Source organism: Pseudomonas sichuanensis, from assembly GCF_024749065.1.
GTDB lineage: Bacteria > Pseudomonadota > Gammaproteobacteria > Pseudomonadales > Pseudomonadaceae > Aquipseudomonas > Aquipseudomonas sichuanensis.
Map to the genome: position 1 here is coordinate 45,166 of NZ_CP087185.1, position 21,866 is coordinate 67,031.

A 21,866-nucleotide genomic window follows, 5' to 3' on the forward strand; every position below is an offset into this window, starting at 1 on the left:
TTCGACTTTGATCTGTACAAGGAACGCGATAGATGAAGAAGTTGATTGTGGCAGTAGGCCTGATGATGCTGGCCGGCGGTGCGATGGCGGCGGGCAAACCGTGCGAAGAGCTCAAGGCCGAGATCGCCGCGAAGCTGGATGCCAAGGGCGTGAAGGGTTATTCGCTGGAGATCGTCAAGAAGGGCGACCCGGCGGGCAAGGTGGTGGGTACCTGTGAGGGTGGCGCCAAAGAGATTGTCTACCGCCGCGGCTGAATGTTGGACCCATCGCTGGCAAGCCAGCTCCCACAAGGATGGCGCGCGTGTGGGAGCTGGCTTGCCAGCGATGAACTTCACTCGGTCTTCAAAGCCTGCGCCATCAATTCATAGGACCGGATCCGGTCCGCATGCTCATACAGGTCACTGGTAAAGATCAGCTCATCCGCCCCGGTCTGTTCCAGCAGTACCTCCACCTTGGCCCGCACCTTCTGCGGGCTGCCAATCATCGCCAGGCCCAGGAAACTGCTCACCGCGTCGCGCTCGTGAGGCAGCCACAGGCCGTTCATGCTCTCGACGGGCGGGCGCTGCATCAGGCTCTGGCCACGGATCAACGCCAGGATGCGCTGGTACACCGAGGTGGCCAGGTATTCGGCCTTCTCGTCGGTTTCGGCCACCACCATCGGTACCCCGAGCATCACGTAGGGCTTGTCCAGTGTGGTGGAAGGCTTGAAGTGGTCGCGGTAGATACGGATGGCCTCGTGCATGTAGCGCGGCGCGAAGTGCGAGGCGAAGGCGTACGGCATGCCGCGCATGCCGGCCAGCTGGGCGCTGAACAGGCTGGAACCCAGTAGCCACATTGGCACCTCGGTGTCGTGGCCGGGCACGGCGATGACCTTCTGGTCGTCGGTGCGTGGGCCGAGGTAGCGCGACAGCTCCTCGACGTCATCCGGGAAATCGTCGGCGCTGCCGGAACGCTCGCGGCGCAAGGCTCGGGCGGTCATTTGGTCGGAGCCGGGGGCGCGGCCCAGGCCCAGGTCGATGCGGCCCGGGTACAGGCTGGCGAGGGTGCCGAACTGTTCGGCGATCACCAGCGGTGCGTGGTTGGGCAGCATCACCCCGCCAGAGCCGACGCGAATGGTCGAGGTACCACCGGCCAGGTAACCGATCAGCACGGCGGTGGCCGAGCTGGCGATGCCATCCATGTTGTGGTGCTCGGCCACCCAGAAGCGGTGATAACCAAAGCGTTCGGCGTGTTGCGCCAGGTCTAGCGAGTTGCGCAGCGCTTGCGCCGGGCCGCCGTCGGCGCGCACGGGCACCAGGTCGAGGGTGGAATACTTCAGGTCTCGCAGGTGCGTCATCGATAGCCTCCGCAGCAGAGTGGTTGGCCAAAGGCCTTGCAGACTCTGTATGGGCACATTCGAAGGATTCAATGCCTACCGGTGGATTGATCTGAACTTGGCGTGGGCAGGGGCCTCAGAACCATAAGCACCCCACCCTGTGACCAGGAGGCAACATGAAGAAGACAGCATCGGCGATCTGGCAAGGTGGCCTGAAGGATGGCCATGGCCTGTTGTCCACCGAAAGCGGCGCGCTCAAGCAGAACCCTTACGGCTTCAACACCCGCTTCGAGGGCATCCCGGGGACCAACCCCGAAGAGCTGATCGGCGCGGCCCATGCCGGGTGTTTCTCCATGGCCCTGTCGATGATGCTGGGCGAGGCTGGCCTGACCCCGGAGCGCATCGACACCTTTGCCGAAGTGAGCCTGGACAAGCAGGCCGACGGTTTCGCAATCACGGCGGTGCACCTGACGCTCAAGGCGAAAGTGCCGGGCGCCAGCGAGGCGCAGTTCCAGGAGATCGCCAACAAGGCCAAGGCCGGTTGCCCGGTGTCCAAGGTGCTGAACGCGACGATCAGCCTGGATGCGACCTTGCTGACCTAGGCCGGCGCAACGGCGGCGGTTTGCGGTAGTCTAACCAGCATCGGCAGCCCACCTGCCCTTTTAGGAGTGGTTCCATGATCCGCGTAGTAATTGCCATGCTGGCCTCCCTGATGGCCACGGGTGCACTGGCCGCAGTCAAGCCGTGCGAGGAACTCAAGGCCGAGATCGAGGCGAAGATCCAGGCGCGCGGGGTGACCTCCTACACGCTGGAGATCGTGCCGAACAGCGAAGTCCATGATCAGAGCATGGTCGTGGGGAGTTGCGAGGGTGGCACCAAAAAGATCATTTACCAGAAGAATGATCGGTAAGGCCGGCCTCTACTTCTGTAGGAGCGGCCTTGTGTCGCGATAGGGGCGCGTAGCGGCCCCAGGTTTTCAGCATCAAACAGAAATCGCCGGGGCTGCTGCGCAGCCCTTTCGCGACACAAGGCCGCTCCTACAGAGCCCTAGGGAATGCAGAACACATTGCTCGGCTCATTCACCACCACCTTGCGGTTGGCGTCGTACAGCAGCACCTGTGGCTGCATCACCGGCGCCCGCGCCTCCAGACGGTAACGTTCGCCGGCCTTGAAGTCGTCGTAGCGCACGGTGAGGTAGCAGGTGCGTTCGGTCGGGTCGGTACTGAAGCCGCCGGAATACACCTCGAAGTCGAAGCGCACCACCAGCTCATGCTTGCCCGGCGTCACCTGGAAGTAGCGGCCATCCTCGAGCCGCTTGCCGTCCAGGCGGTCGGCCATGAGGGTACGGCCAGGGGTGACGGTGTACATGTCGATCCAGGCCTTGCCTGGGTCGACTGGCGGCAAGGGGCTGGCGCAAGCCCCCAGTGCGCTGATGGCGAACAGCATCATGGGCTGGCGCATGGCGAAACTCCCGCTCGCGATTCACAGGCCATAAGCATAGCGCCGTTCGCGGCCTTCAGGTGCGCTGGCAGCCTGCCGGTTCACCCTGGCCGATCAGTTTGCCTTGCTGGTCGTAGAGCTTGACCCATGGGCGCAAACCAATGCTGCCCGCCTGCATCTGGTAGCGCTGGCCGGCATTGAAGTCCTTGAAGGTGAGGTTGAGCTGGCAATCGCGCCACAGCGGCTCGTCGACCGGGCCGATATTGCTCGGCGCCACGGGGAACTGGTAGCGCACGGTCAGCTCGTGATTGCCGGGCTGTACCTCGAAATAGCGGTTGTCGGCCCAGGCGCGTTCATCCACCTGCACGGCATGCAGCGAGGCGTTGTCGTGCGGGGCCAGGTCGATCCAGGCCTGGTTCGGGTCCGGGTCGGGCAAAGTGGCGCAGCCGGACAGCAGCATGAGTGTGCCCACGGCAAACCTAGTACGCATGGCGAAGCTCCCCCTTGGCAAGATAGTCTTGGTCGCATTCGGCCGACGAGCGAGATAGACAGCCTCGATGTTTGGACTTTTTCTTTTCACGCGCTGCAGCCGTCGGGGTCTGGACCGCGTTTTCACCCGCTTGGTTCCCGCCGCGCTCGGCGTCCTGCTGAGCGGTTGTTCCAGCTTGGGTTACTACGGCCAGTTGGCCGAGGGGCAATGGCAGCTGTTGCGGGCGCGCCAGCCCGTGGCGCAGGTGATCGACGACCCTGCCACTCGCCCGGAGCTGCGCCAGCGCCTGCAATTCGCCCAGCAGGCCCGGGTGTTTGCCAGTGAGCAACTGAAACTGCCGGACAACGGCAGTTACCGGGTGTATGCCGAGCTGGGCCGGCCCTACGTGGTGTGGAATGTGTTCGCCACCCCCGAGCTGTCGCTGCAGCCAGTCACCCATTGCTTCCCTGTCGCCGGCTGTGTGGCCTATCGCGGCTATTACCAGCAGGGTGCGGCCCGCGGGGCGGCGGCGTTGATGCGCGAGCAAGGGCTGGATGTCTATGTCGGGGGTGTGGAGGCGTATTCGACGCTGGGCTGGTTCGACGACCCGATCCTTTCCAGCATGGTCGGTTGGGGCGGCGAGCGCCTGGCCACGGTGATCTTCCATGAGCTGGCGCACCAGCGCTTCTATGTGCAGGACGATACCGAGTTCAACGAGTCGTTCGCCTCCTTCGTCGAGCAGGAAGGCACCCGGCAATGGCGCGCGGCGCGTGGGCTGGCAGCGGTTGAGGAGCGTGGCGCCGGGCAACGCGATGCCTTCATTCGCCTGGTGTTGGCCAGCCGTGAGCGCTTGCAGGCGATCTATGCCGGGCCGCTGGATGAAGCGGGCAAGCGAGTGGCCAAGCAGGCGGAGTTCGAGCGATTGCGGCGCGAGTACCGTGAGGTGCGGGATCGGGACTGGGCCGGGGATCGGCGCTTCGATGCCTGGATCTTTGCGCCGATGAACAATGCGAAGTTGTTGCCGTTTGGTCTGTATGACCAGTGGGTGCCGGCATTTTCGCAGCTGTTCAAGGAGGTTGGTGGGGATTGGCTGGTTTTCTATCAGCGAGTTGAGGCGCTGGGGCGATTGCCGATTGAACCGCGCAAATTGGCGTTGGCAAAGCTGGCCTCATCGCGGGGCAAGCCCGCTCCCACGATCTGAGACTAGGACGTGGGAGCGGGCTTGCCCCGCGAGGAGGTTTGAATCAGCGCACGAACGCCTGATGCATCTCGGCCAGGGTCTCGAAATGGAACGCCGGCGCTTCGGCTTCCAGTTCCTCGCGGCTACCAAAGCCATACCCCACCGCCACCGCCTGCAAGCCATTGCTGCGCGCGCCGATCAGGTCATGCTTGCGGTCACCGATCATCAAGGTCTGCGCCGGGTCCAGCCCTTCCTCGTCCAACAGGTGACGGATCAGCTCGACCTTGTTGGTCCGGGTGCCATCGAGCTCGCTGCCGTAGATCACCTTGAAGTGCCGGTCGAAGGCGAAGTGGCGGGCGATCTCGCGGGCAAACTCCCACGGCTTGGAGGTGGCGATATACAGCGTACGGCCTTGGTCGTTGAGTGCCTGCAGCAGCTCCGGCACGCCGTCGAACACCAGGTTTTCGTACAACCCGGTCACCTTGAAGCGCTCGCGGTAGAAGTTCACCGCGTCCCAGGCCTTGGCTTCGTCGAAGTGGTAGAACTGCATGAACGCCTGCAGCAGGGGCGGGCCAATGAAGTGTTCGAGGCGGGCAAGGTCCGGCTCGTCGATGCCCAGTTTGGCCAGGGCGTACTGGATCGAGCGGGTGATGCCCAGGCGCGGGTCGGTCAGGGTGCCGTCGAGGTCGAAGAGGATGTTCTGCTGGTGCATGTAGTGGGTTCCGCTCGAATTCTGGGTCGACTGCTTCGCGGGTAAACCCGCTCCCACAGGCTGCGCACAGGCTCTGTGGGAGCGGGTTTACCCGCGAAGGATTCATTCCGGTTGGTCGTAGCCTTCGGCCAGGTGCTGGTCCTTGAGCTTGACGTAGTTGCCGGCGCTGTAGGCGAAGAACGCGTGTTCCTGTTCGCTCAGCAGCCGCACCTGTTTCACTGGGCTGCCCATGTACAGGTACCCGCTGGCCAGGCGCTTGCCCGGGGGCACCAGGCTGCCGGCACCGATGATCACCTCGTCCTCGACGATGGCGCCATCCATGATGGTGCTGCCCATGCCCACCAGGATGCGGTTGCCCAGGGTACAGCCATGCAGCATGACTTTGTGACCGATGGTCACCTCGTCGCCGATGATCAACGGGAAACCATCCGGGTTGAAGGGCCCGGCGTGGGTGATGTGCAACACGCTGCCATCCTGCACGCTGGTGCGCGCGCCGATGCGGATGCGGTGCATGTCGCCGCGCACCACCGTCAGTGGCCAGATCGAGCTGTCGTCACCGATCTCGACGTCGCCGATGACCACCGCCGAACGGTCGACGAAGGCCCGTGCTGCCACTTTCGGCGTGTGTTCCTGGAAGGTCCGGAGGGCCATGATAGTGTTCCTCTGCAATGCCGATAGGCAGGCTGCCTGCTGCGGTCGGCGTCGATTGTAATTAAGATGGTCCCGTGTTTCTCCTGCCAAGGTACCCGAACCGTGAGTGCGAACAACCCGCTGCTGCAGTCCCACGATCTGCCGCCCTTCTCGGCCATCCGCGCCGAGCATGTGCTGCCGGCGATCGAGCAGATCCTTGCCGACAACCGCAAGGCCATCGCCGACATCCTCGAGAAGCAGGGCAACAACCCGAGCTGGGCCGGCCTGGTGCTGGCCATGGACGAACTTAACGACCGCCTGGGCGCCGCCTGGAGCCCGGTCAGCCACCTCAACGCGGTGTGCAACAGCCAGGAGCTGCGCGAGGCCTACGAGTCCTGCCTGCCGGCCCTGAGCGCCTATTCCACCGAACTGGGCCAGAACCGCGCCCTGTTCGACGCCTATCAAGCCCTGGCCAACAGCCCTGAGGCTGCGAGCTTCGATGTGGCGCAGAAGACCATCATCGAACACGCCCTGCGCGATTTCCGTCTGTCGGGCATCGACCTGCCGGCCGACCAGCAGCAGCGCTACGCCGAAGTGCAGAGCACGCTCAGCGAGCTGGGCAGCCGCTTCTCCAACCAGCTGCTCGATGCCACCCAGGCCTGGACCAAGCACGTCACCGACGAAGCCGCGCTGGCCGGCCTGACCGACTCGGCCAAGGCGCAGATGGCTGCCGCCGCCCAGGCCAAAGGCCTCGACGGCTGGCTGATCACCCTCGAATTCCCCAGCTACTACGCGGTGATGACCTACGCCAGCGACCGCGCCCTGCGCGAAGAGCTGTACGCCGCCTACTGCACCCGCGCTTCCGACCAGGGCCCGAATGCCGGCCAGTTCGACAACGGCCCGGTGATGGAGCAGATCCTCGACCTGCGCCAGGAACTGGCCAAGCTGCTGGGCTACCCGAACTTCGCCGAGCTGAGCCTGGCCACCAAGATGGCCGAGTCCAGCGACCAGGTGCTGGGCTTCCTGCGTGACCTGGCCAAGCGTTCCAAGCCGTTCGCCGCCCAGGACCTGGAGCAGCTCAAGGCCTACGCCGCCGAGCAAGGCACACCGGAACTGGCCAGCTGGGATGCCGGTTATTTCGGCGAGAAGCTGCGCGAGCAGCGCTACAGCGTGTCCCAGGAAGCCCTGCGCGCCTACTTCCCGATCGACAAGGTGCTGACCGGCCTGTTCGCCATCGTCCAGCGCCTGTACGGCATCGAAATCGCCGAGCTCAAAGGCTTCGACGCCTGGCACCCGGACGTGCGCCTGTTCGAGATCAAGGAAAACGGCCAGCACGTGGGCCGCTTCTTCTTCGACCTCTACGCCCGCGCCAACAAGCGCGGCGGTGCCTGGATGGACGGCGCCCGCGACCGTCGCCGCACCGCGGCCGGCAGCCTGCAGAGCCCGGTGGCCAACCTGGTGTGCAACTTCACCCCGGCCGCGCCCGGCAAGCCTGCGCTGCTGACCCACGATGAAGTCACCACGCTGTTCCACGAGTTCGGCCACGGCCTGCACCACCTGCTGACCCGCATCGAGCATGCCGGTGTGTCCGGCATCAACGGCGTTGCCTGGGACGCGGTGGAGCTGCCGAGCCAGTTCATGGAGAACTGGTGCTGGGAGCCGGAAGGCCTGGCGCTGATCTCTGGCCATTACGAAACCGGCGAGCCACTGCCCCAGGACCTGCTGGACAAGATGCTGGCGGCGAAGAACTTCCAGTCCGGCATGATGATGGTGCGCCAGCTGGAGTTCTCGCTGTTCGACTTCGAACTGCACGCCACCCACGGTGACGGCCGCAGCGTGCTGCAAGTGCTCGAGGGCGTGCGCGACGAAGTCACGGTGATGCGCCCGCCAGCGTACAACCGTTTCCCCAACAGCTTCGCGCACATTTTCGCTGGCGGTTATGCGGCGGGTTACTACAGCTACAAGTGGGCCGAAGTGCTGTCGGCCGACGCCTTCTCGCGCTTTGAAGAAGAAGGCGTGCTCAATGCCGAGACCGGCCGCTCGTTCCGCGAGGCGATCCTGGCGCGGGGCGGTTCCTGCGAGCCGATGGTGCTGTTCGTCGACTTCCGTGGCCGTGAGCCTTCCATCAACGCATTGCTGCGCCACTGCGGCCTGAGCGAGGACGCAGCGGCATGAGTGAGGTAGCCGTGAGCAAGACCAAGCGACGCTTTATCGCCGGGGCCGTGTGCCCGGCGTGCAGCGAGATGGACAAGCTGATGATGTGGAGCGAAGACGACGTGCCGCACCGCGAGTGCATGGCCTGCGGGTTCACCGATACCTTGAATGAGCAGGGGCTGTCGGTGCCCAAGGAACTCGGTACCCGGGTCAACCAGCTGGCGCCGAAGGCGGCGCCGGTGAAAGTACAGGTGCAGACGGTGCAGTTCTTCCCCAATCCGAAGCTCAAGAAGCCCGAGTGAGGTCGGGGTCGCTTCGCGACCCATCGCTGGCAAGCCAGCTCCCACAGGAGGCAGCGATACCCTGTGGGAGCTGGCTTGCCAGCGATGGGCTGCGCAGCAGCCCTTTGCAATCCGCCTGACGGCACTGGTGCTCAAGGAAAACCCGGATTACTGTATGCGCATACAGTAATCCGGGTTTTTCATCATGAAGCCAGCCCCCCTCCGTGGCCGCGGCACCACCGCCAACCCGCACAACCGTTTCGCCCCCAACCACTCGGTGGCCGAGGACGACGGCTGGTACCAGGAAGTCCCGCTCACCCAGGGCACAGAGGTGCGGATCGAGCTGGCCAAGACCATCATCGCCCGCAACACCTCCCCCGACCTGCCCTTCGACCGCTCCATCAACCCCTACCGTGGCTGCGAGCACGGCTGCATCTACTGCTACGCCCGCCCCAGCCACGCCTACTGGGACCTCTCCCCCGGCCTGGACTTCGAAACCAAGCTGATCGCCAAGACCAACGCCGCCGAGGTGCTCGAACAGCAACTGAGCAAACCGGGCTACGTCTGCGCGCCGATCAACCTGGGCTCCAACACCGACCCCTACCAGCCCATCGAACGCGAGCAGCAACTCACACGGCGGCTGCTGGAGGTGCTGCTGCGCTACCGCCACCCGGTGACCATCGTCACCAAAGGCTCGCTGGTGCTGCGTGACCTCGACCTGCTGAGCGAACTGGCAAGCCAGCGCCTGGCCCGCGTGATGATCAGCCTCACCACCCTCGACGATGAGCTCAAGCGCACGCTGGAGCCCCGTGCCGCCGCGCCGAAAGCGCGTTTGCGTGCGATTCGGGTGTTGCGCGAGGCTGGAGTGCCGGTGGGCGTGCTGTGTTCGCCGATGATCCCGATGATCAACGACAGTGAGCTGGAGCGCCTGCTGGAGGCGGCAAAGGAAGCCGGCGCCCAGAGCGCGGCGTACATGATGCTGCGCCTGCCGCTGGAGGTGGCGCCGCTGTTCGAGCAGTGGCTGCGCGATCACTACCCGCAACGTGCCGATCACGTGCTGAGCCTGATCCGCCAGAGCCGGGGAGGCGAGTTGTACGACAGCCGGTTTGGCGCGCGCATGCGGGGTGAAGGCGTGTTCGCCGAACTGCTGGCGCAACGGTTTCGCAAGGCGGCCAGGCGCCTGGGGTTCGAAGGGCGGGAGGAGTTGGCGCTGGATTGCAGCGCTTTCTGCCCTCCAGGCGGGCAGATGGCATTGTTCTGAATGCATCTGTGGGAGCGGCTTTAGCCGCGAACACCGGCGTAGCCGGTGCCATTTACCGCGTCGCCTGCTTCGCGGCTAAAGCCGCTCCCACAAGGTCTGCGTCATTCCCTGCAAAGCTACCCTCAGCGTCGCTAATGCTAGGCATCAATATCAGTATTGGGTATTGGCATCTGATGCTTTTTTGCTATTATCCAAATCCCGCCTAAAACCTCTGGAACGCCCGTTCTAGAGCTGTCCAAATTAAGTTTCAGTTAAGTTTTCTCCGCTAGCGTAGGCCCCCAGTCCACCCCGACTGTGATCTATTGTCTGTGCGCGTCATCTAATCCCCGCATAGCCATAATCTTTCCCCGGTAACATGGAACTTACCTTCAAACCGTCAAGAGGATGAATCATGCCCGTCAAGGACCCATCCAAGGTTGTCCCGGCCGCACCCGCCGAAAGCGCCGATGCCGCCCTCAAGCATATCGTCGACGGCTTCCTGCGGTTCCACACCGAGGTCTTCCCTGAGCAGCAAGAGCTGTTCAAGAAGCTGGCCACCGCGCAGAAACCCCGCGCCATGTTCATTACCTGCGCCGACTCGCGCATCGTCCCCGAGCTGATCACCCAGAGTTCGCCTGGCGACCTGTTCGTCACCCGTAACGTCGGCAACGTGGTGCCGCCGTATGGGCAGATGAACGGTGGTGTTTCCAGTGCCATCGAATACGCGGTGCTGGCGTTGGGCGTGCATCACATCATCGTCTGCGGCCACTCCGACTGCGGCGCCATGCGTGCGGTGCTCAACCCGCACTCGCTGGACAAGATGCCGACTGTCGCGGCCTGGCTGCGCCATGCCGAGGTGGCGCGTACCGTGGTCGAAGACAACTGCTCCTGCGAAACCCCGCACGAAAGCATGCAACTGGTGACCAAGGAAAACGTCATCGCCCAGCTGCACCACCTGCGCACCCACCCATCGGTGGCCTCGCGCCTGGCTGCTGGCCAGTTGCACATCCATGGCTGGCTGTACGACATCGAGACCAGCCAGATCGAAGCCTACGATGCCGCCAGCGACAGTTTCCTGCCGCTGATCGCTGGCCAGCCGATCCCGAGCGCCACTCCGAGAGGCCGCTACTAAGCGACCCGACCACGCTGAACAAACCTTGATAGCCGGCTGCACCCCACGGGTGCGGCGCGGCCTTCGCCTGCCTTGAATTCCCCCGAACGCCCTGCCGGCAAACCCGCTGGCGGCCCGCGCCTGCGCGCGATTCGGGGTTCCCAGTGCTCGCGGCCAGAGGAATGGCCGTGGATCGATAAAGGAGCGTCATGGTGAACAAGACACAGATCAAAGCGGCATTGCCGCGTGAGTTGCTGGCCTCGGTGGTGGTGTTCCTGGTGGCCCTGCCGCTGTGCATGGGTATTGCCATCGCCTCTGGCTTGCCGCCGTCCAAGGGCCTGATCACCGGGATCATCGGCGGCATCGTGGTTGGCTTCATCGCCGGCTCACCGCTGCAGGTCAGCGGGCCCGCCGCCGGCCTGGCGGTGTTGGTGTTCGAGCTGGTGCGCCAACATGGCGTGGCCATGCTGGGGCCGATCCTGTTGCTGGCCGGCCTGCTGCAGCTGCTGGCCGGGCGTTTGCGCCTGGGCTGCTGGTTCCGCGTCACGGCGCCGGCGGTGGTGTACGGCATGCTCGCCGGTATCGGCGTGCTGATTGTGCTGTCCCAGGTCCATGTGATGTTCGACGCGGCGCCACAGCCGTCGGGTGTGGATAACCTGCTGGGCTTCCCGGCCACGCTGGCTGCGGCGCTGCCGCTGGAAAGCGCAGGCAATGGCTGGCAGGCCGGCGCGCTGGGCCTGGGCACCATCGCCGTCATGTGGGGCTGGGAACGCTTGCGCCCGCAACGCCTGCGCTTCATCCCCGGCGCATTGCTGGGGGTGGCGGCGATGACCACCATCAGCCTGTGGCTGGCGCTGCCGGTCAACCGGGTGCAGGTACCGGCGGACCTGTCCGAGGCCATCGACTGGCTGCGCCCGGACGACCTGCTCAAGTTGGCCGACCCTACCCTGCTGGTGGCGGCCTTCGCCCTGGCCTTCATCGCCAGTGCCGAAACGCTGCTGTCGGCCGCGGCGGTGGACCGCATGCACAGTGGTCAGCGCTCGGACTTCGACCGTGAACTGTCGGCGCAAGGGGTCGGCAACATGCTCTGCGGTGTGCTCGGTGCGCTGCCGATGACCGGGGTGATAGTGCGCAGTTCGGCCAACGTGCAGGCCGGCGCGCAAACCCGCGCTTCGGCGATTCTGCATGGGCTGTGGTTGCTGGCATTCGTCGTCGCCTTGAGCAGCGTGCTGCAGCAGATCCCGGTGGCCAGCCTGGCGGGCGTGCTGGTGTACACCGGCGTGAAGCTGGTGGATTTCAAGGCGTTCCGAGGGTTGAGCCGTTATGGGCGGATGCCGATGTTCACGTATGCCGCGACGGCACTGGCGATCGTTTTCACCGACCTGCTCACCGGTGTGCTGCTGGGCTTTGCGCTCACCCTGCTGAAGCTGGCGCTGAAGGCGGCGCGGCTGAAGATCAACCTGGTGACACTGGCCAAGCCGGGGCACATGGAGCTGCGCCTGAGCGGGGCGGCGACCTTTCTCAAGGTGCCGGCGCTGACCCAGGTGCTCGACACCGTGCCGGAAGGGACCACGCTGCATGTGCCGTTGGGCAACCTGAGCTACATCGACCATTCCTGTCTGGAACTGCTGGAGGATTGGGGGCGCAGCAGTGCGGCCAAGGGGACGCGGCTGGTGCTGGAGCAGCGGCGGTTGAAGCGGCGGGTCGAGGGACGGTTGCGGACTACGGCGGGGGTTGGGGCTTAACAGCATCGCGGGGCAAGCCCGCTCCCACGACGGATAAAGCGTGGGAGCGGGCTTGCCCCGCGATGACTTCAACTCAGGCCGACTGGCCCAGCTCCACACCAAGCTGGCGCGACAGGCACGGCCAGCGTTTCCATGCCTCACCGGTCTCAGGGCTCGACAGCTTGTCGCGATAGCGCTCCACCGATTCCACGGCAAAGCTCTCATCGTCGAGCATTTCATCCACCGAGTGGTGCACCACCTCATCCAGCTGATTGGCAAACGTCTCGCCAATCAGTTGATGGGCGATCACGTTGGCCACCGTGGTATCCACCGGAATCAGCGGCTGCTGGAAATGGCGGATATACAGGTCGTTGACCTCCTCCACCAGACGATGCGCCAGGTAGGCCTCGTCCAGCAGGCAGTCGAGGCCGACATGCCCGGCCATCACACTGGGTGGCTGCAGGAAGTAGGCTTCGGCGATTTTCAGCACCGGTTTGATCTGCGACTCGATGCCGGCCTCGCGGGCCACGCTGTGCGCGGCCTCGAGCAGTTCCGGCACTTCGTTGATATAGGCGCCGACGAAGCGCGCCAGGGTACCCTGGGCATCCTGCTCGGGTAGTTGGATCGAAGGATGCAAGTGCGGCAATTGCTGCTCGAGACGGGTTTTCAGCTGGCCTGTGCGGCTCTCATGTTGATGGGCATTTTCAATCTGCTCGCGTACAGCAGCGATGTTCATGACAACTCCAGGGACAAGGCGTTACAAACGGAAGACACTAAGTTAGCTCGCTTAGGAGATTGGCTAAGACGTATTTGTTATATCACTGAGACACGTGTAGGAAATTGGCTATATCAATATGCCATCATTGTGCCCCGGCCCAGTATCCATGCGGCTTTCAGCGCAAACGTTTGGTTAGGTGAAAGTCATTTGATGCTGTTCATTGCGCGCCATTGGTCGCTGTCTATACTCCCGATGAAACGTGATTCGTTGATGAGGCCCGACTGCCTTTAGCAGGGGGCTCGGTCGTCGAAGTCAGCAGTCTTGGCCGCCGTACCCTTCTTTGTCGTAGCAGGTTGTCCACGCCTCCGGGACTACAAGAACGATAAGGGGAACCCGCAATGATGCGACATCCACATGTCTGGATGGGCCTCCTGCTGTGGTCGGTGTTTGGTCAGGCACAGGCTGCATGGACCGTGAACATGGCGCCCGGGGCGACGGAGGTCTCCCACGCCGTTTTCGACCTGCACATGACCATCTTCTGGATCTGCGTAATCATCGGCATCGTGGTGTTCGGCGCGATGTTCTGGTCGATGGTCATCCACCGCCGCTCTACCGGCCAGCAGCCTGCGCATTTCCACGAGCACACCTGGGTGGAAATCCTCTGGACGGTCGTCCCCTTCCTTATCCTGGTGGCCATGGCCATCCCGGCCACCAAGACCTTGATCGACATCTACGACGCCACCGACTCGGACATCGATATCCAGGTCACCGGCTACCAGTGGAAGTGGCACTACAAGTACCTGGGCCAGGACGTCGAGTTCTTCAGCAACCTGGCCACCCCCGCCGACCAGATCCACAACAAGGCGCCCAAGGACGAGCATTACCTGCTCGAAGTCGACCAGCCGCTGGTGCTGCCGGTGGGGGCCAAGGTGCGTTTCCTGGTGACTGCCGCCGATGTCATCCACTCCTGGTGGGTGCCGGCCTTCGCGGTCAAGCGCGACGCCATCCCCGGGTTCGTCAACGAGGCCTGGACGCGGATCGAGAAGCCCGGCATCTACCGCGGCCAGTGCACCGAACTGTGCGGCAAGGACCACGGCTTCATGCCGGTGGTGGTCGAGGTGAAATCCAAGGCCGACTACGACACCTGGCTCGGTGAGCGCAAGGCCGAGGCGGCCAAGCTCAAGGAGCTGACCAGCAAGGAATGGACCCTCGAAGAGCTGGTGGCGCGCGGCGACAAGGTCTACCACACCACCTGCGTGGCCTGTCACCAGGCCGAGGGTCAGGGCCTGCCGCCGATGTTCCCGGCGCTCAAAGGCTCGAAAATCGCCACCGGGCCGAAGGAAGGTCACCTGAGCATCGTCTTCCACGGCAAGCCCGGTACCGCCATGGCGGCGTTCGGCAAGCAACTCTCGGAAGTCGATATCGCCGCCGTGGTCACCTACGAGCGCAACGCCTGGGGCAACAACAAGGGCGACATGGTCACGCCGAAGGACGTGCTGGCGCTCAAGCAGGCCGAAGCGCAATGAGCCGGGTTACCCGCGGCAGTCAGTGGATTGCAGGAGACAGGACATGAGTGCAGTGATCGACGACCACGCCCACGGCCATGACCACGCCCACGGCCCGGCCAAGGGCCTGATGCGCTGGGTGCTGACCACCAACCACAAGGACATCGGCACGATGTACCTGTGGTTCGCCTTCACCATGTTCCTGCTCGGCGGCTCGTTCGCCATGGTGATCCGCGCCGAGCTGTTCCAGCCGGGCCTGCAGATCGTCGAGCCGGCCTTCTTCAACCAGATGACCACCATGCACGGGCTGATCATGGTGTTCGGCGCGGTGATGCCGGCCTTCGTGGGCCTGGCCAACTGGATGATCCCGCTGATGATCGGCGCGCCCGACATGGCCCTGCCGCGGATGAACAACTTCAGCTTCTGGCTGCTGCCGGCGGCCTTCCTGCTGCTGGTCTCGACCCTATTCAGCCCCGGCGGCGGGCCGAATTTCGGCTGGACCTTCTACGCCCCGCTTTCAACCACCTACGCCCCGGCCAGCGTGACCTTCTTCATCTTCGCCATCCACCTGATGGGCATCAGCTCGATCATGGGCGCGATCAACGTGATCGCCACCATCCTCAACCTGCGTGCCCCGGGCATGACCTTGATGAAGATGCCGCTGTTCGTCTGGACCTGGCTGATCACCGCCTTCCTGCTGATCGCGGTGATGCCGGTGCTGGCCGGCGTGGTGACCATGATGCTGATGGACATCCACTTCGGCACCAGCTTCTTCAGCGCCGCCGGTGGCGGCGACCCGGTGCTGTTCCAGCACGTGTTCTGGTTCTTCGGCCACCCCGAGGTGTACATCATGATCCTGCCGGCGTTCGGCGCGGTCAGCTCGATCATCCCGGCGTTCTCGCGCAAGCCGCTGTTCGGCTACACCTCGATGGTGTACGCCACCGGGGCGATCGCCTTTCTGTCGTTCATCGTCTGGGCCCACCATATGTTCGTGGTCGGCATCCCGGTGGTGGGCGAGCTGTTCTTCATGTACGCGACCATGCTGATCGCCGTGCCCACCGGGGTGAAGGTGTTCAACTGGGTCAGCACCATGTGGGAAGGCTCGCTGACCTTCGAGACGCCGATGCTGTTCGCCATCGCCTTCGTCATCCTGTTCACCATCGGCGGGTTCTCCGGGCTGATGCTGGCCATCGCGCCGGCGGACTTCCAGTACCACGACACCTACTTCGTGGTGGCGCACTTCCACTACGTGCTGGTGCCCGGGGCGATCTTCGGGATCTTTGCCTCGGCCTATTACTGGCTGCCGAAGTGGACTGGGCACATGTACGACGAGACCTTGGGCAAGTTGCACTTCTGGCTGTCGTTCATCGGCATGAACATGGCCTTCTTCCCCATGCATTTCGTCGGCCTGGCCGGCATGCCCCGGCGGATCCCCGACTACAACCTGCAGTTCGCCGACTTCAACATGGTCTCGTCGATCGGCGCGTTCATGTTCGGCGCCACGCAGATCTTCTTCCTGTTCATCGTCATCAAGTGCATCCGTGGCGGCGCGCCGGCGCCGGCCAAACCGTGGGACGGTGCCGAGGGGCTGGAGTGGTCGATACCGTCGCCGGCGCCCTACCACACCTTCCAGACTCCGCCGGAAGTGAAGTAGGAGCGCGCCCATGGACGGCCTGTCGCTGCGCCGCCTGGTTACCCGCCTGGTCATGCTGACCGTGGTGATGTTCGCCTTCGGCTTTGCCCTGGTGCCGATCTATGACGTGATGTGCAAGGCCTTCGGCATCAACGGCAAGACCGGCGGGCAGTACGAGGGCAGCCAGGTCAGCGACCCGACGCGCTCGGTGCGGGTGCAGTTCATGTCGACCAACGCTGGCGACATGAGCTGGGAGTTCCACTCCAGCGCCGACCAGATCGAGGTCAACCCAGGGGCGGTGAACCAGATGATCTTCATTGCCCGCAACCCGACCAAGCACCCGATGAGCGCCCAGGCCATCCCCAGCATCACCCCGGCCGAGGCGGCGGCGTATTTCCACAAGACCGAATGCTTCTGCTTCACCCAGCAGGTGCTGCAGCCTGGCGAACGCATCGAGATGCCGGTGCGCTTCATCGTCGACCGCGACCTGCCGGATTCGGTGAAACACCTGACCCTGGCCTACACCTTGTTCGACATCACCGCTCGCCACCCCCCGGTCGCCCAAGCCGCGACCGAGGGCGCCCGTTGAGGGAAGGAGATACGTCATGGCAAGCCACGAGCACTACTACGTACCGGCGCAGAGCAAGTGGCCGATCATCGCCACGATCGGCATGTTCATCACGGTGTTCGGCCTGGGCACCTGGTTCAACGACCTGAAGGCCGGCCACCCGGAATCCCACGGGCCGCTGATCTTCTTCGTCGGTGCGTTGTTCCTGGCGTACATGCTGTTCGGCTGGTTCGGCGCGGTGGTCAAGGAGAGCCATGCCGGGTTGTATAGCCCGCAGATGGACCGCTCGTTCCGCTGGGGCATGAGCTGGTTCATCTTTTCCGAGGTGATGTTCTTCATGGCCTTCTTCGGCGCGCTGTTCTACGTGCGCGTGCTGGCCGGGCCGTGGCTGGGCGGCGAAGGGGCCAAGGGCGTGGCGCACATGCTCTGGCCCAGTTTCGAATTCGCCTGGCCGCTGCTGCACACGCCAGACCCGAAGCTGTTCCCGCCGCCTAAAGAGGTGATCGACCCGTGGCACCTGCCGCTGATCAACACCATCCTGCTGGTGAGCTCCAGCGTGACCATCACCATTGCCCACCATGCCTTGCGCAAGGGGCACCGTGGACCGCTGAAGTTCTGGATGGCGCTGACCATTCTCCTGGGTATCAGCTTCATCACGTTGCAGGCCTACGAGTACCACGAGGCCTATACCAAGCTGGGGCTGACGTTGGGGTCGGGGATCTATGGCGCGACGTTCTTCATGCTGACCGGTTTCCACGGTGCGCACGTGACCTTGGGCACGATCATCCTGATCGTGATGTTCGTGCGTATTTTGCGCGGGCACTTCAATCCGGAGAAACACTTCGGCTTCGAGGCGGCCAGCTGGTACTGGCACTTCGTCGATGTGGTCTGGGTGGGCTTGTTCATCTTTGTGTATGTGCTCTAGGGCAAGCTACACACGACCCTGTGGGAGCGGGTTTACCCGCGAATGCGATGGTGGATTTGACACCGTATTCGCGGGTAAACCCGCTCCCACAGGGATCCAGGTGATTTCAAAACGGCGCGTGTGACACCAACTGCCCGCTGATCAAGCCCCAGGCCACCAGCCCGATGGTCAGGGCCGCCAGGGTGACACGCACGGTGAGGGCTTTGAGCAGCCGGGTCGACTGGTCGTCGTCCTTGACCAGGAACACCAGGCCACTGAACAGGCTGGCGACGGTGGCCAGCAGCATCAGGACTATCGCGGCCTTGAGCATGACGAGACTCCGGGGGGATGCGGTGATGAGTGCAAGTATAGCGTTCGACCTTGCGGGGCCACGGTGAGGCCGTTTCGCCCCGGCTGGATCCCGACCCTGGTGGTGCTCGCGCTGCTGCCGGGGCTGATCGCGCTTGGCTTCTGGCAACTGGGCCGGGCCGACGACAAGCGCGCCCTGATGGACAGCTACGCCGAACGCCAGGTGGAGGCGCCACTGGCCGCCGCCCAGCTTGCCCAGTTGCCCGACCCTGCCTTCTACCGTGTGCACCTCTATGGCCGTTTCGACGCTCGCCACAGCCTGTTGCTGGACAACCAGATGCGCGACGGCCAGGCCGGCGTCGAACTGCTGCAGCCCTTCCACGACCAGGCCAGCGGCCAGTGGCTGCTGGTCAATCGCGGCTGGTTGCCCTGGCCCGATCGGCGGGTGCCGGTGCAGTTCGTCACCTCCGATCAACCCCTGGCGCTGGATGCCTCGGTCTATGTGGCGCCCGGCAAGACCTTCCAGTTGCACCCCGACCCCGCCGGCGGCCAGTGGCCGCATTTGCTGACTGCCGTCGACCCGGCCGGCCTATGGCAACTGCTCGGGCGTGAAGGTTTCGCCCACGAGCTGCGCCTGGAGCCTGGGCCGGCCAGCTACCGACTGGGCTGGCCGGTGGTCGCCATGGGCCCGGAAAAGCACCTGGGCTATGCCGTGCAGTGGTTTGCCCTGGCCACCACGCTGGTGCTGCTTTACCTGTATTTCGGCTGGCACAACCACAACAAGGAGAACCGCCATGGCCGCCGCCACGAGTCCACTGAACGTGCCTGAAGGGCGCAAGGCCCGCGGGCGCTTGCAGCTGCTGTTGATCCTGTTCGTCGTACTGGGGCCGATGATCCTAGCCACCAGCATGTACAAGCTGCAGTTCTGGGTGCCGGAGGGGCGCAGCTTCCATGGGGTGATGATCGGCAATGGCCAGAGCCGCGCCGACATTGGCATCGATGCCCAGGACGAGCGCTGGCAGCTGTTGGTCAGCGCCCCGCAAGCCTGCGCCGATGAATGCCGCCAGCTGGTTTACCTGGCCCGGCAGATCCAGGTGGGCCTGGGCCGCGACGCCAGCCGCGCCAGCCATGCCCTGGCCGCCGCGCAGGCGCTCGATGCGGATTACCAGGCTGTGCTCGGTCGTGAATATCCACAGCTGCAACGCTACCCGCTGGATAGCCAGCGCTATCAGCAACAGGTCGGCGAGCCCGGCCCGCAGCTGTGGATCGTCGATCCCCACGGCAACCTGGTGCTGCGCTACGACGCCAAGGTCAACGGCAAGAAGGTGCTGGACGACCTGCGCCACCTGCTCAAGCTGTCCAACATTGGCTAGGAGCCTGCCATGGCCAGACCTGGATTTCGCCTTGCCGTGTTCGCCACCCTGCTGGCGTTGTTGGTGGTGCTGCTTGGCGCCTACACCCGCCTGACCCACGCCGGCCTCGGTTGCCCCGACTGGCCGGGTTGTTACGGCTTCATCAGCGTGCCCAAGAGCGAGGCGCAGTTGGCCCACGCCGAACTGCACTTCCCCGAGCACCCGGTGGAAGAGGCCAAGGGCTGGGCCGAGATGACCCACCGTTACTTCGCCGGCAGCCTGGCGCTGGTGATCGCCCTGCTCGCCTTCCAGGCCGTGCGCAGGCATGCCCGCGATGGCCAGCCTTATCGTCTGCCGGTGCTGTTGCTGGCGGTGGTACTGGCCCAGGCGGCCTTCGGCATGTGGACGGTGACGCTCAAGCTGTGGCCGCAGGTGGTCACCGCGCACCTGCTCGGCGGGTTCACCACCCTGAGCCTGCTTTTCCTGCTATCGCTGCGTCTATCCCGGGCCTTTGCGCCACTCCCCAAATTGCCTTTGAGCCTGCGCCGGATAGCTGCCCTGGCCTTGCTGGTGGTGATCGGCCAGATCGCCCTGGGGGGTTGGGTGAGTGCCAACTATGCGGCGGTGGCCTGTATCGACCTGCCCACCTGCCACGGCCAGTGGTGGCCGGCGGCGGACTTCAGCAACGGCTTCCATCTTACCCAGCATGTCGGCCCCAACTACCTGGGCGGGCAGTTGGACAGCGATGCGCGCACGGCGATCCATATCAGCCATCGCCTGGGCGCGTTGCTGGTGACGGCGGTGCTGCTGCTGCTCAGCTGGAAGCTCCAGCGCCATGGCCTGAGCGGCCTGGCGCGCCTGGTATTGCTGGCCCTGGGGCTGCAATTGAGCCTGGGCATCAGCAACGTGCTGCTGCACCTGCCGCTGGCCGTGGCGGTGGCGCATAACGCCGGCGGCGCCCTGCTGCTGTTGAGCATGGTGTTGGTGAACTACCGCATCCGCGTGGCCGACAAGGTGCGCGTAGGCCAAGGTTGGCGCCTGACCCCGGTCACCGGCGTGAGCCTCACCCATCACATGAGGAACGATTCGTGGCGACGCTTCTGAGCGCTGAGCGACAGCGCGCCGGTTGGCGCGACTATCTGGAGCTGACCAAGCCCAAGGTGGTGGTGCTGATGCTGATCACCTCGCTGGTGGGAATGTTCCTCGCCACCCGTGCCGGCGTGGCCTGGAGCGTGCTGCTGTTCGGCAACCTGGGCATCGCCCTGTGCGCGGGCGGCGCGGCGGTGGTCAACCATGTGCTGGACCGGCGCATCGACGCGCTGATGGCCCGCACCCACAAGCGCCCGTTGGCCCAGGGCCGGGTGGCGCCGCTGCCAGCGCTGTGCTTCGCCGCGCTGCTGGCGATGTCGGGGATGGGTTTGCTGCTGGCCTTCACCAATGCACTGACCGCTTGGCTGACCCTGGCCTCGCTGCTGGGCTATGCGGTGCTCTACACCGGCTTTCTCAAGCGTGCCACGCCGCAGAACATCGTGATCGGCGGTCTGGCCGGCGCGGCCCCGCCGCTGCTGGGGTGGGTGGCGGTCAGCGGGCATGTGAGTGCCGAGCCGCTGTTGCTGGTGCTGATCATCTTCGCCTGGACCCCACCGCATTTCTGGGCCCTGGCCATTCACCGTAGGGGCGAGTACGAAAAAGCGGATATTCCGATGCTGCCGGTGACCCACGGCGAGCGTTACACGGCCTTGCATATCCTGCTGTACACCTTGATTTTACTGGCGGTGAGCCTGCTGCCCTACGCCATCCACATGAGCGGGCCGCTGTACCTGGCCTGTGCCCTGGGGCTGGGCCTGCGCTTCCTGCACTGGGCTTGGGTGTTGTACCGTGGCACCCGGCCGCACGCGGCGATCAACACGTTCAAGTACTCTATCGGCTACCTGTTCGCCCTGTTCATCGCCCTGCTCGTTGACCACTACTTGTTGCTGAACCTATGACCCGAACCCAGAAAACCGTATTCATCCTTGTTGCCCTGGTCGCGCTGATCATGGGCCTGACCGTCAACAAGGTGCTCAGTGACCGGGGGCAGTTGAACCCCACTGAACTGATCGACGCCGGCATCATCCTGCTGCCGCAGAGCCGCACCGTGCCGGATGTGTCGATGACCGACCAGAATGGCCAGCCCGTTGCGATGGATCAGCTCAAGGGCAAGTGGTCGCTGCTGTTCTTCGGCTACACCTACTGCCCGGACATCTGCCCGACCACCCTCGCCCAGTTGCGCCAGGTGAAGAGCGAGCTGCCGAAGGAGGCGTGGGAGCGCTTGCAGGTGGTGCTGGTGAGCGTCGACCCGAACCGCGACACGCCGAACCAGCTCAAGCAGTACCTGGGCTATTTCGATAAGGATTTCGTCGGGGTAACGGGGACTATCGAGGATACCCAGAAGCTGGCCAACGGCCTGAGCATTCCGTTCATTCCGGCCGACACCAGCAAGCCGGGCTACACCGTGGATCACAGCGGCAACCTGGCGGTCGTGGGGCCGGATGGGCGTCAGCGCGGGTTCATTCGTGCGCCGTTCAATAACCAGAAGCTGGTGGCGCAGTTGCCGGGGCTGGTCAAGCGGGATTGAGGCA

At 64.3% G+C, this 21,866-nt stretch carries 25 protein-coding genes; 18 read left to right on the top strand and 7 right to left on the bottom strand.

What is annotated here, in order from left to right; genetic code table 11:
- Window positions 1–32: 32 nt before the first annotated feature.
- The gene (locus LOY51_RS00215) at window positions 33–254 is read left to right on the top strand and encodes a DUF1161 domain-containing protein (RefSeq protein ID WP_125462050.1); all 222 of its coding nucleotides are present in this window, start codon (window positions 33–35) and stop codon (window positions 252–254) included.
- A 77-nt stretch (window positions 255–331) separates the two neighbouring features.
- On the opposite strand, the gene LOY51_RS00220 is transcribed toward LOY51_RS00215, so the two are convergent.
- Window positions 332–1,336, bottom strand: a complete 1,005-nt coding sequence (locus LOY51_RS00220) for an LLM class flavin-dependent oxidoreductase (protein WP_125857005.1) — start codon at window positions 1,334–1,336, stop codon at window positions 332–334.
- Between the two features lie 155 nt (window positions 1,337–1,491).
- Here LOY51_RS00220 and LOY51_RS00225 point away from each other — a divergent pair, with 155 nt between their 5' ends.
- Both LOY51_RS00225 and LOY51_RS00230 read left to right on the top strand, forming a co-directional pair.
- On the top strand, window positions 1,492–1,917 hold the full coding sequence (locus tag LOY51_RS00225) for an OsmC family protein (protein WP_125462052.1): 426 nt from the start codon (window positions 1,492–1,494) through the stop codon (window positions 1,915–1,917).
- A 74-nt stretch (window positions 1,918–1,991) separates the two neighbouring features.
- Window positions 1,992–2,225, top strand: a complete 234-nt coding sequence (locus LOY51_RS00230; RefSeq protein WP_258643856.1) for a DUF1161 domain-containing protein — start codon at window positions 1,992–1,994, stop codon at window positions 2,223–2,225.
- 137 nt (window positions 2,226–2,362) lie between these two features.
- On the opposite strand, the gene LOY51_RS00235 is transcribed toward LOY51_RS00230, so the two are convergent.
- Together LOY51_RS00235 and LOY51_RS00240 are read right to left on the bottom strand one after the other, a co-directional pair.
- Window positions 2,363–2,776 carry a PA0061/PA0062 family lipoprotein gene (locus LOY51_RS00235; protein ID WP_125462054.1) on the bottom strand — a complete coding sequence of 138 codons (414 nt, stop codon included), beginning with the start codon at window positions 2,774–2,776 and terminating at the stop codon, window positions 2,363–2,365.
- Window positions 2,777–2,831: 55 nt separating this feature from the next.
- Window positions 2,832–3,245, bottom strand: a complete 414-nt coding sequence (locus LOY51_RS00240; RefSeq protein ID WP_125857006.1) for a PA0061/PA0062 family lipoprotein — start codon at window positions 3,243–3,245, stop codon at window positions 2,832–2,834.
- Between the two features lie 67 nt (window positions 3,246–3,312).
- Between LOY51_RS00240 and LOY51_RS00245 the strand changes: the two genes are divergently transcribed.
- On the top strand, window positions 3,313–4,425 hold the full coding sequence (locus LOY51_RS00245) for an aminopeptidase (protein WP_125857007.1): 1,113 nt from the start codon (window positions 3,313–3,315) through the stop codon (window positions 4,423–4,425).
- Between the two features lie 43 nt (window positions 4,426–4,468).
- On the opposite strand, the gene LOY51_RS00250 is transcribed toward LOY51_RS00245, so the two are convergent.
- The gene (locus LOY51_RS00250) at window positions 4,469–5,116 is read right to left on the bottom strand and encodes an HAD family hydrolase (protein ID WP_125857008.1); all 648 of its coding nucleotides are present in this window, start codon (window positions 5,114–5,116) and stop codon (window positions 4,469–4,471) included.
- A 102-nt stretch (window positions 5,117–5,218) separates the two neighbouring features.
- Window positions 5,219–5,767 carry a gamma carbonic anhydrase family protein gene (locus tag LOY51_RS00255; protein ID WP_125462058.1) on the bottom strand — a complete coding sequence of 183 codons (549 nt, stop codon included), beginning with the start codon at window positions 5,765–5,767 and terminating at the stop codon, window positions 5,219–5,221.
- Window positions 5,768–5,833: 66 nt separating this feature from the next.
- On the opposite strand from LOY51_RS00255, the gene prlC reads away from it, so the two are divergent.
- From prlC to LOY51_RS00280, 5 genes are all read left to right on the top strand, one after another.
- The gene (prlC, locus tag LOY51_RS00260; protein ID WP_258643860.1) at window positions 5,834–7,921 is read left to right on the top strand and encodes an oligopeptidase A; all 2,088 of its coding nucleotides are present in this window, start codon (window positions 5,834–5,836) and stop codon (window positions 7,919–7,921) included.
- The gene (locus tag LOY51_RS00265) at window positions 7,918–8,202 is read left to right on the top strand and encodes a YheV family putative zinc ribbon protein (RefSeq protein WP_110994107.1); all 285 of its coding nucleotides are present in this window, start codon (window positions 7,918–7,920) and stop codon (window positions 8,200–8,202) included. Before prlC ends, LOY51_RS00265 begins: the two co-directional genes overlap by 4 nt.
- Before the next feature lie 184 nt (window positions 8,203–8,386).
- Window positions 8,387–9,442, top strand: coding sequence for a PA0069 family radical SAM protein (locus tag LOY51_RS00270; RefSeq protein ID WP_374046883.1), 1,056 nt, complete (start codon window positions 8,387–8,389; stop codon window positions 9,440–9,442).
- A gap of 391 nt (window positions 9,443–9,833) precedes the next feature.
- Window positions 9,834–10,553, top strand: a complete 720-nt coding sequence (locus tag LOY51_RS00275) for a carbonic anhydrase (RefSeq protein WP_125462062.1) — start codon at window positions 9,834–9,836, stop codon at window positions 10,551–10,553.
- Window positions 10,554–10,741: 188 nt separating this feature from the next.
- The gene (locus tag LOY51_RS00280) at window positions 10,742–12,277 is read left to right on the top strand and encodes a SulP family inorganic anion transporter (protein WP_258643862.1); all 1,536 of its coding nucleotides are present in this window, start codon (window positions 10,742–10,744) and stop codon (window positions 12,275–12,277) included.
- A gap of 73 nt (window positions 12,278–12,350) precedes the next feature.
- Here the strand turns inward: LOY51_RS00280 and LOY51_RS00285 are convergent, their stop codons facing one another.
- Window positions 12,351–12,992, bottom strand: coding sequence for a hypothetical protein (locus LOY51_RS00285; protein WP_110995054.1), 642 nt, complete (start codon window positions 12,990–12,992; stop codon window positions 12,351–12,353).
- A 380-nt stretch (window positions 12,993–13,372) separates the two neighbouring features.
- Between LOY51_RS00285 and coxB the strand changes: the two genes are divergently transcribed.
- From coxB to LOY51_RS00305, 4 genes are read left to right on the top strand one after another with little or no spacing between them, the layout of a single operon-like run.
- Window positions 13,373–14,500: a cytochrome c oxidase subunit II gene (coxB, locus tag LOY51_RS00290; RefSeq protein ID WP_125857012.1), complete on the top strand. Its 1,128-nt coding sequence runs from the start codon at window positions 13,373–13,375 to the stop codon at window positions 14,498–14,500.
- Window positions 14,501–14,543: 43 nt separating this feature from the next.
- Window positions 14,544–16,133: a cytochrome c oxidase subunit I gene (ctaD, locus tag LOY51_RS00295; protein WP_110995001.1), complete on the top strand. Its 1,590-nt coding sequence runs from the start codon at window positions 14,544–14,546 to the stop codon at window positions 16,131–16,133.
- Window positions 16,134–16,143: 10 nt separating this feature from the next.
- On the top strand, window positions 16,144–16,701 hold the full coding sequence (locus tag LOY51_RS00300; RefSeq protein WP_110995002.1) for a cytochrome c oxidase assembly protein: 558 nt from the start codon (window positions 16,144–16,146) through the stop codon (window positions 16,699–16,701).
- Between the two features lie 16 nt (window positions 16,702–16,717).
- Complete coding sequence (locus LOY51_RS00305; RefSeq protein WP_125462065.1) at window positions 16,718–17,605, top strand: cytochrome c oxidase subunit 3; 888 nt, start codon at window positions 16,718–16,720, stop codon at window positions 17,603–17,605.
- 106 nt (window positions 17,606–17,711) lie between these two features.
- On the opposite strand, the gene LOY51_RS00310 is transcribed toward LOY51_RS00305, so the two are convergent.
- Entirely contained in the window at window positions 17,712–17,915 is a 204-nt protein-coding gene (locus LOY51_RS00310; protein WP_125462066.1) for a twin transmembrane helix small protein, read from the bottom strand.
- Between the two features lie 63 nt (window positions 17,916–17,978).
- Between LOY51_RS00310 and LOY51_RS00315 the strand changes: the two genes are divergently transcribed.
- From LOY51_RS00315 to LOY51_RS00335, 5 genes are read left to right on the top strand one after another with little or no spacing between them, the layout of a single operon-like run.
- The gene (locus LOY51_RS00315) at window positions 17,979–18,722 is read left to right on the top strand and encodes an SURF1 family protein (protein ID WP_258643864.1); all 744 of its coding nucleotides are present in this window, start codon (window positions 17,979–17,981) and stop codon (window positions 18,720–18,722) included.
- Window positions 18,688–19,266, top strand: coding sequence for a PA_0111/PP_0108 family redox-active disulfide protein (locus LOY51_RS00320; protein ID WP_125462068.1), 579 nt, complete (start codon window positions 18,688–18,690; stop codon window positions 19,264–19,266). Before LOY51_RS00315 ends, LOY51_RS00320 begins: the two co-directional genes overlap by 35 nt.
- 9 nt (window positions 19,267–19,275) lie before the next feature.
- A complete protein-coding gene (locus tag LOY51_RS00325) occupies window positions 19,276–20,349 on the top strand; it encodes a COX15/CtaA family protein (protein ID WP_258643867.1) in 1,074 nt (357 codons plus the stop codon).
- Window positions 20,334–21,233: a heme o synthase gene (gene cyoE / locus LOY51_RS00330; protein WP_125462070.1), complete on the top strand. Its 900-nt coding sequence runs from the start codon at window positions 20,334–20,336 to the stop codon at window positions 21,231–21,233. Before LOY51_RS00325 ends, cyoE begins: the two co-directional genes overlap by 16 nt.
- Complete coding sequence (locus LOY51_RS00335; protein WP_125462071.1) at window positions 21,230–21,862, top strand: SCO family protein; 633 nt, start codon at window positions 21,230–21,232, stop codon at window positions 21,860–21,862. Before cyoE ends, LOY51_RS00335 begins: the two co-directional genes overlap by 4 nt.
- Window positions 21,863–21,866: the final 4 nt, after the last annotated feature.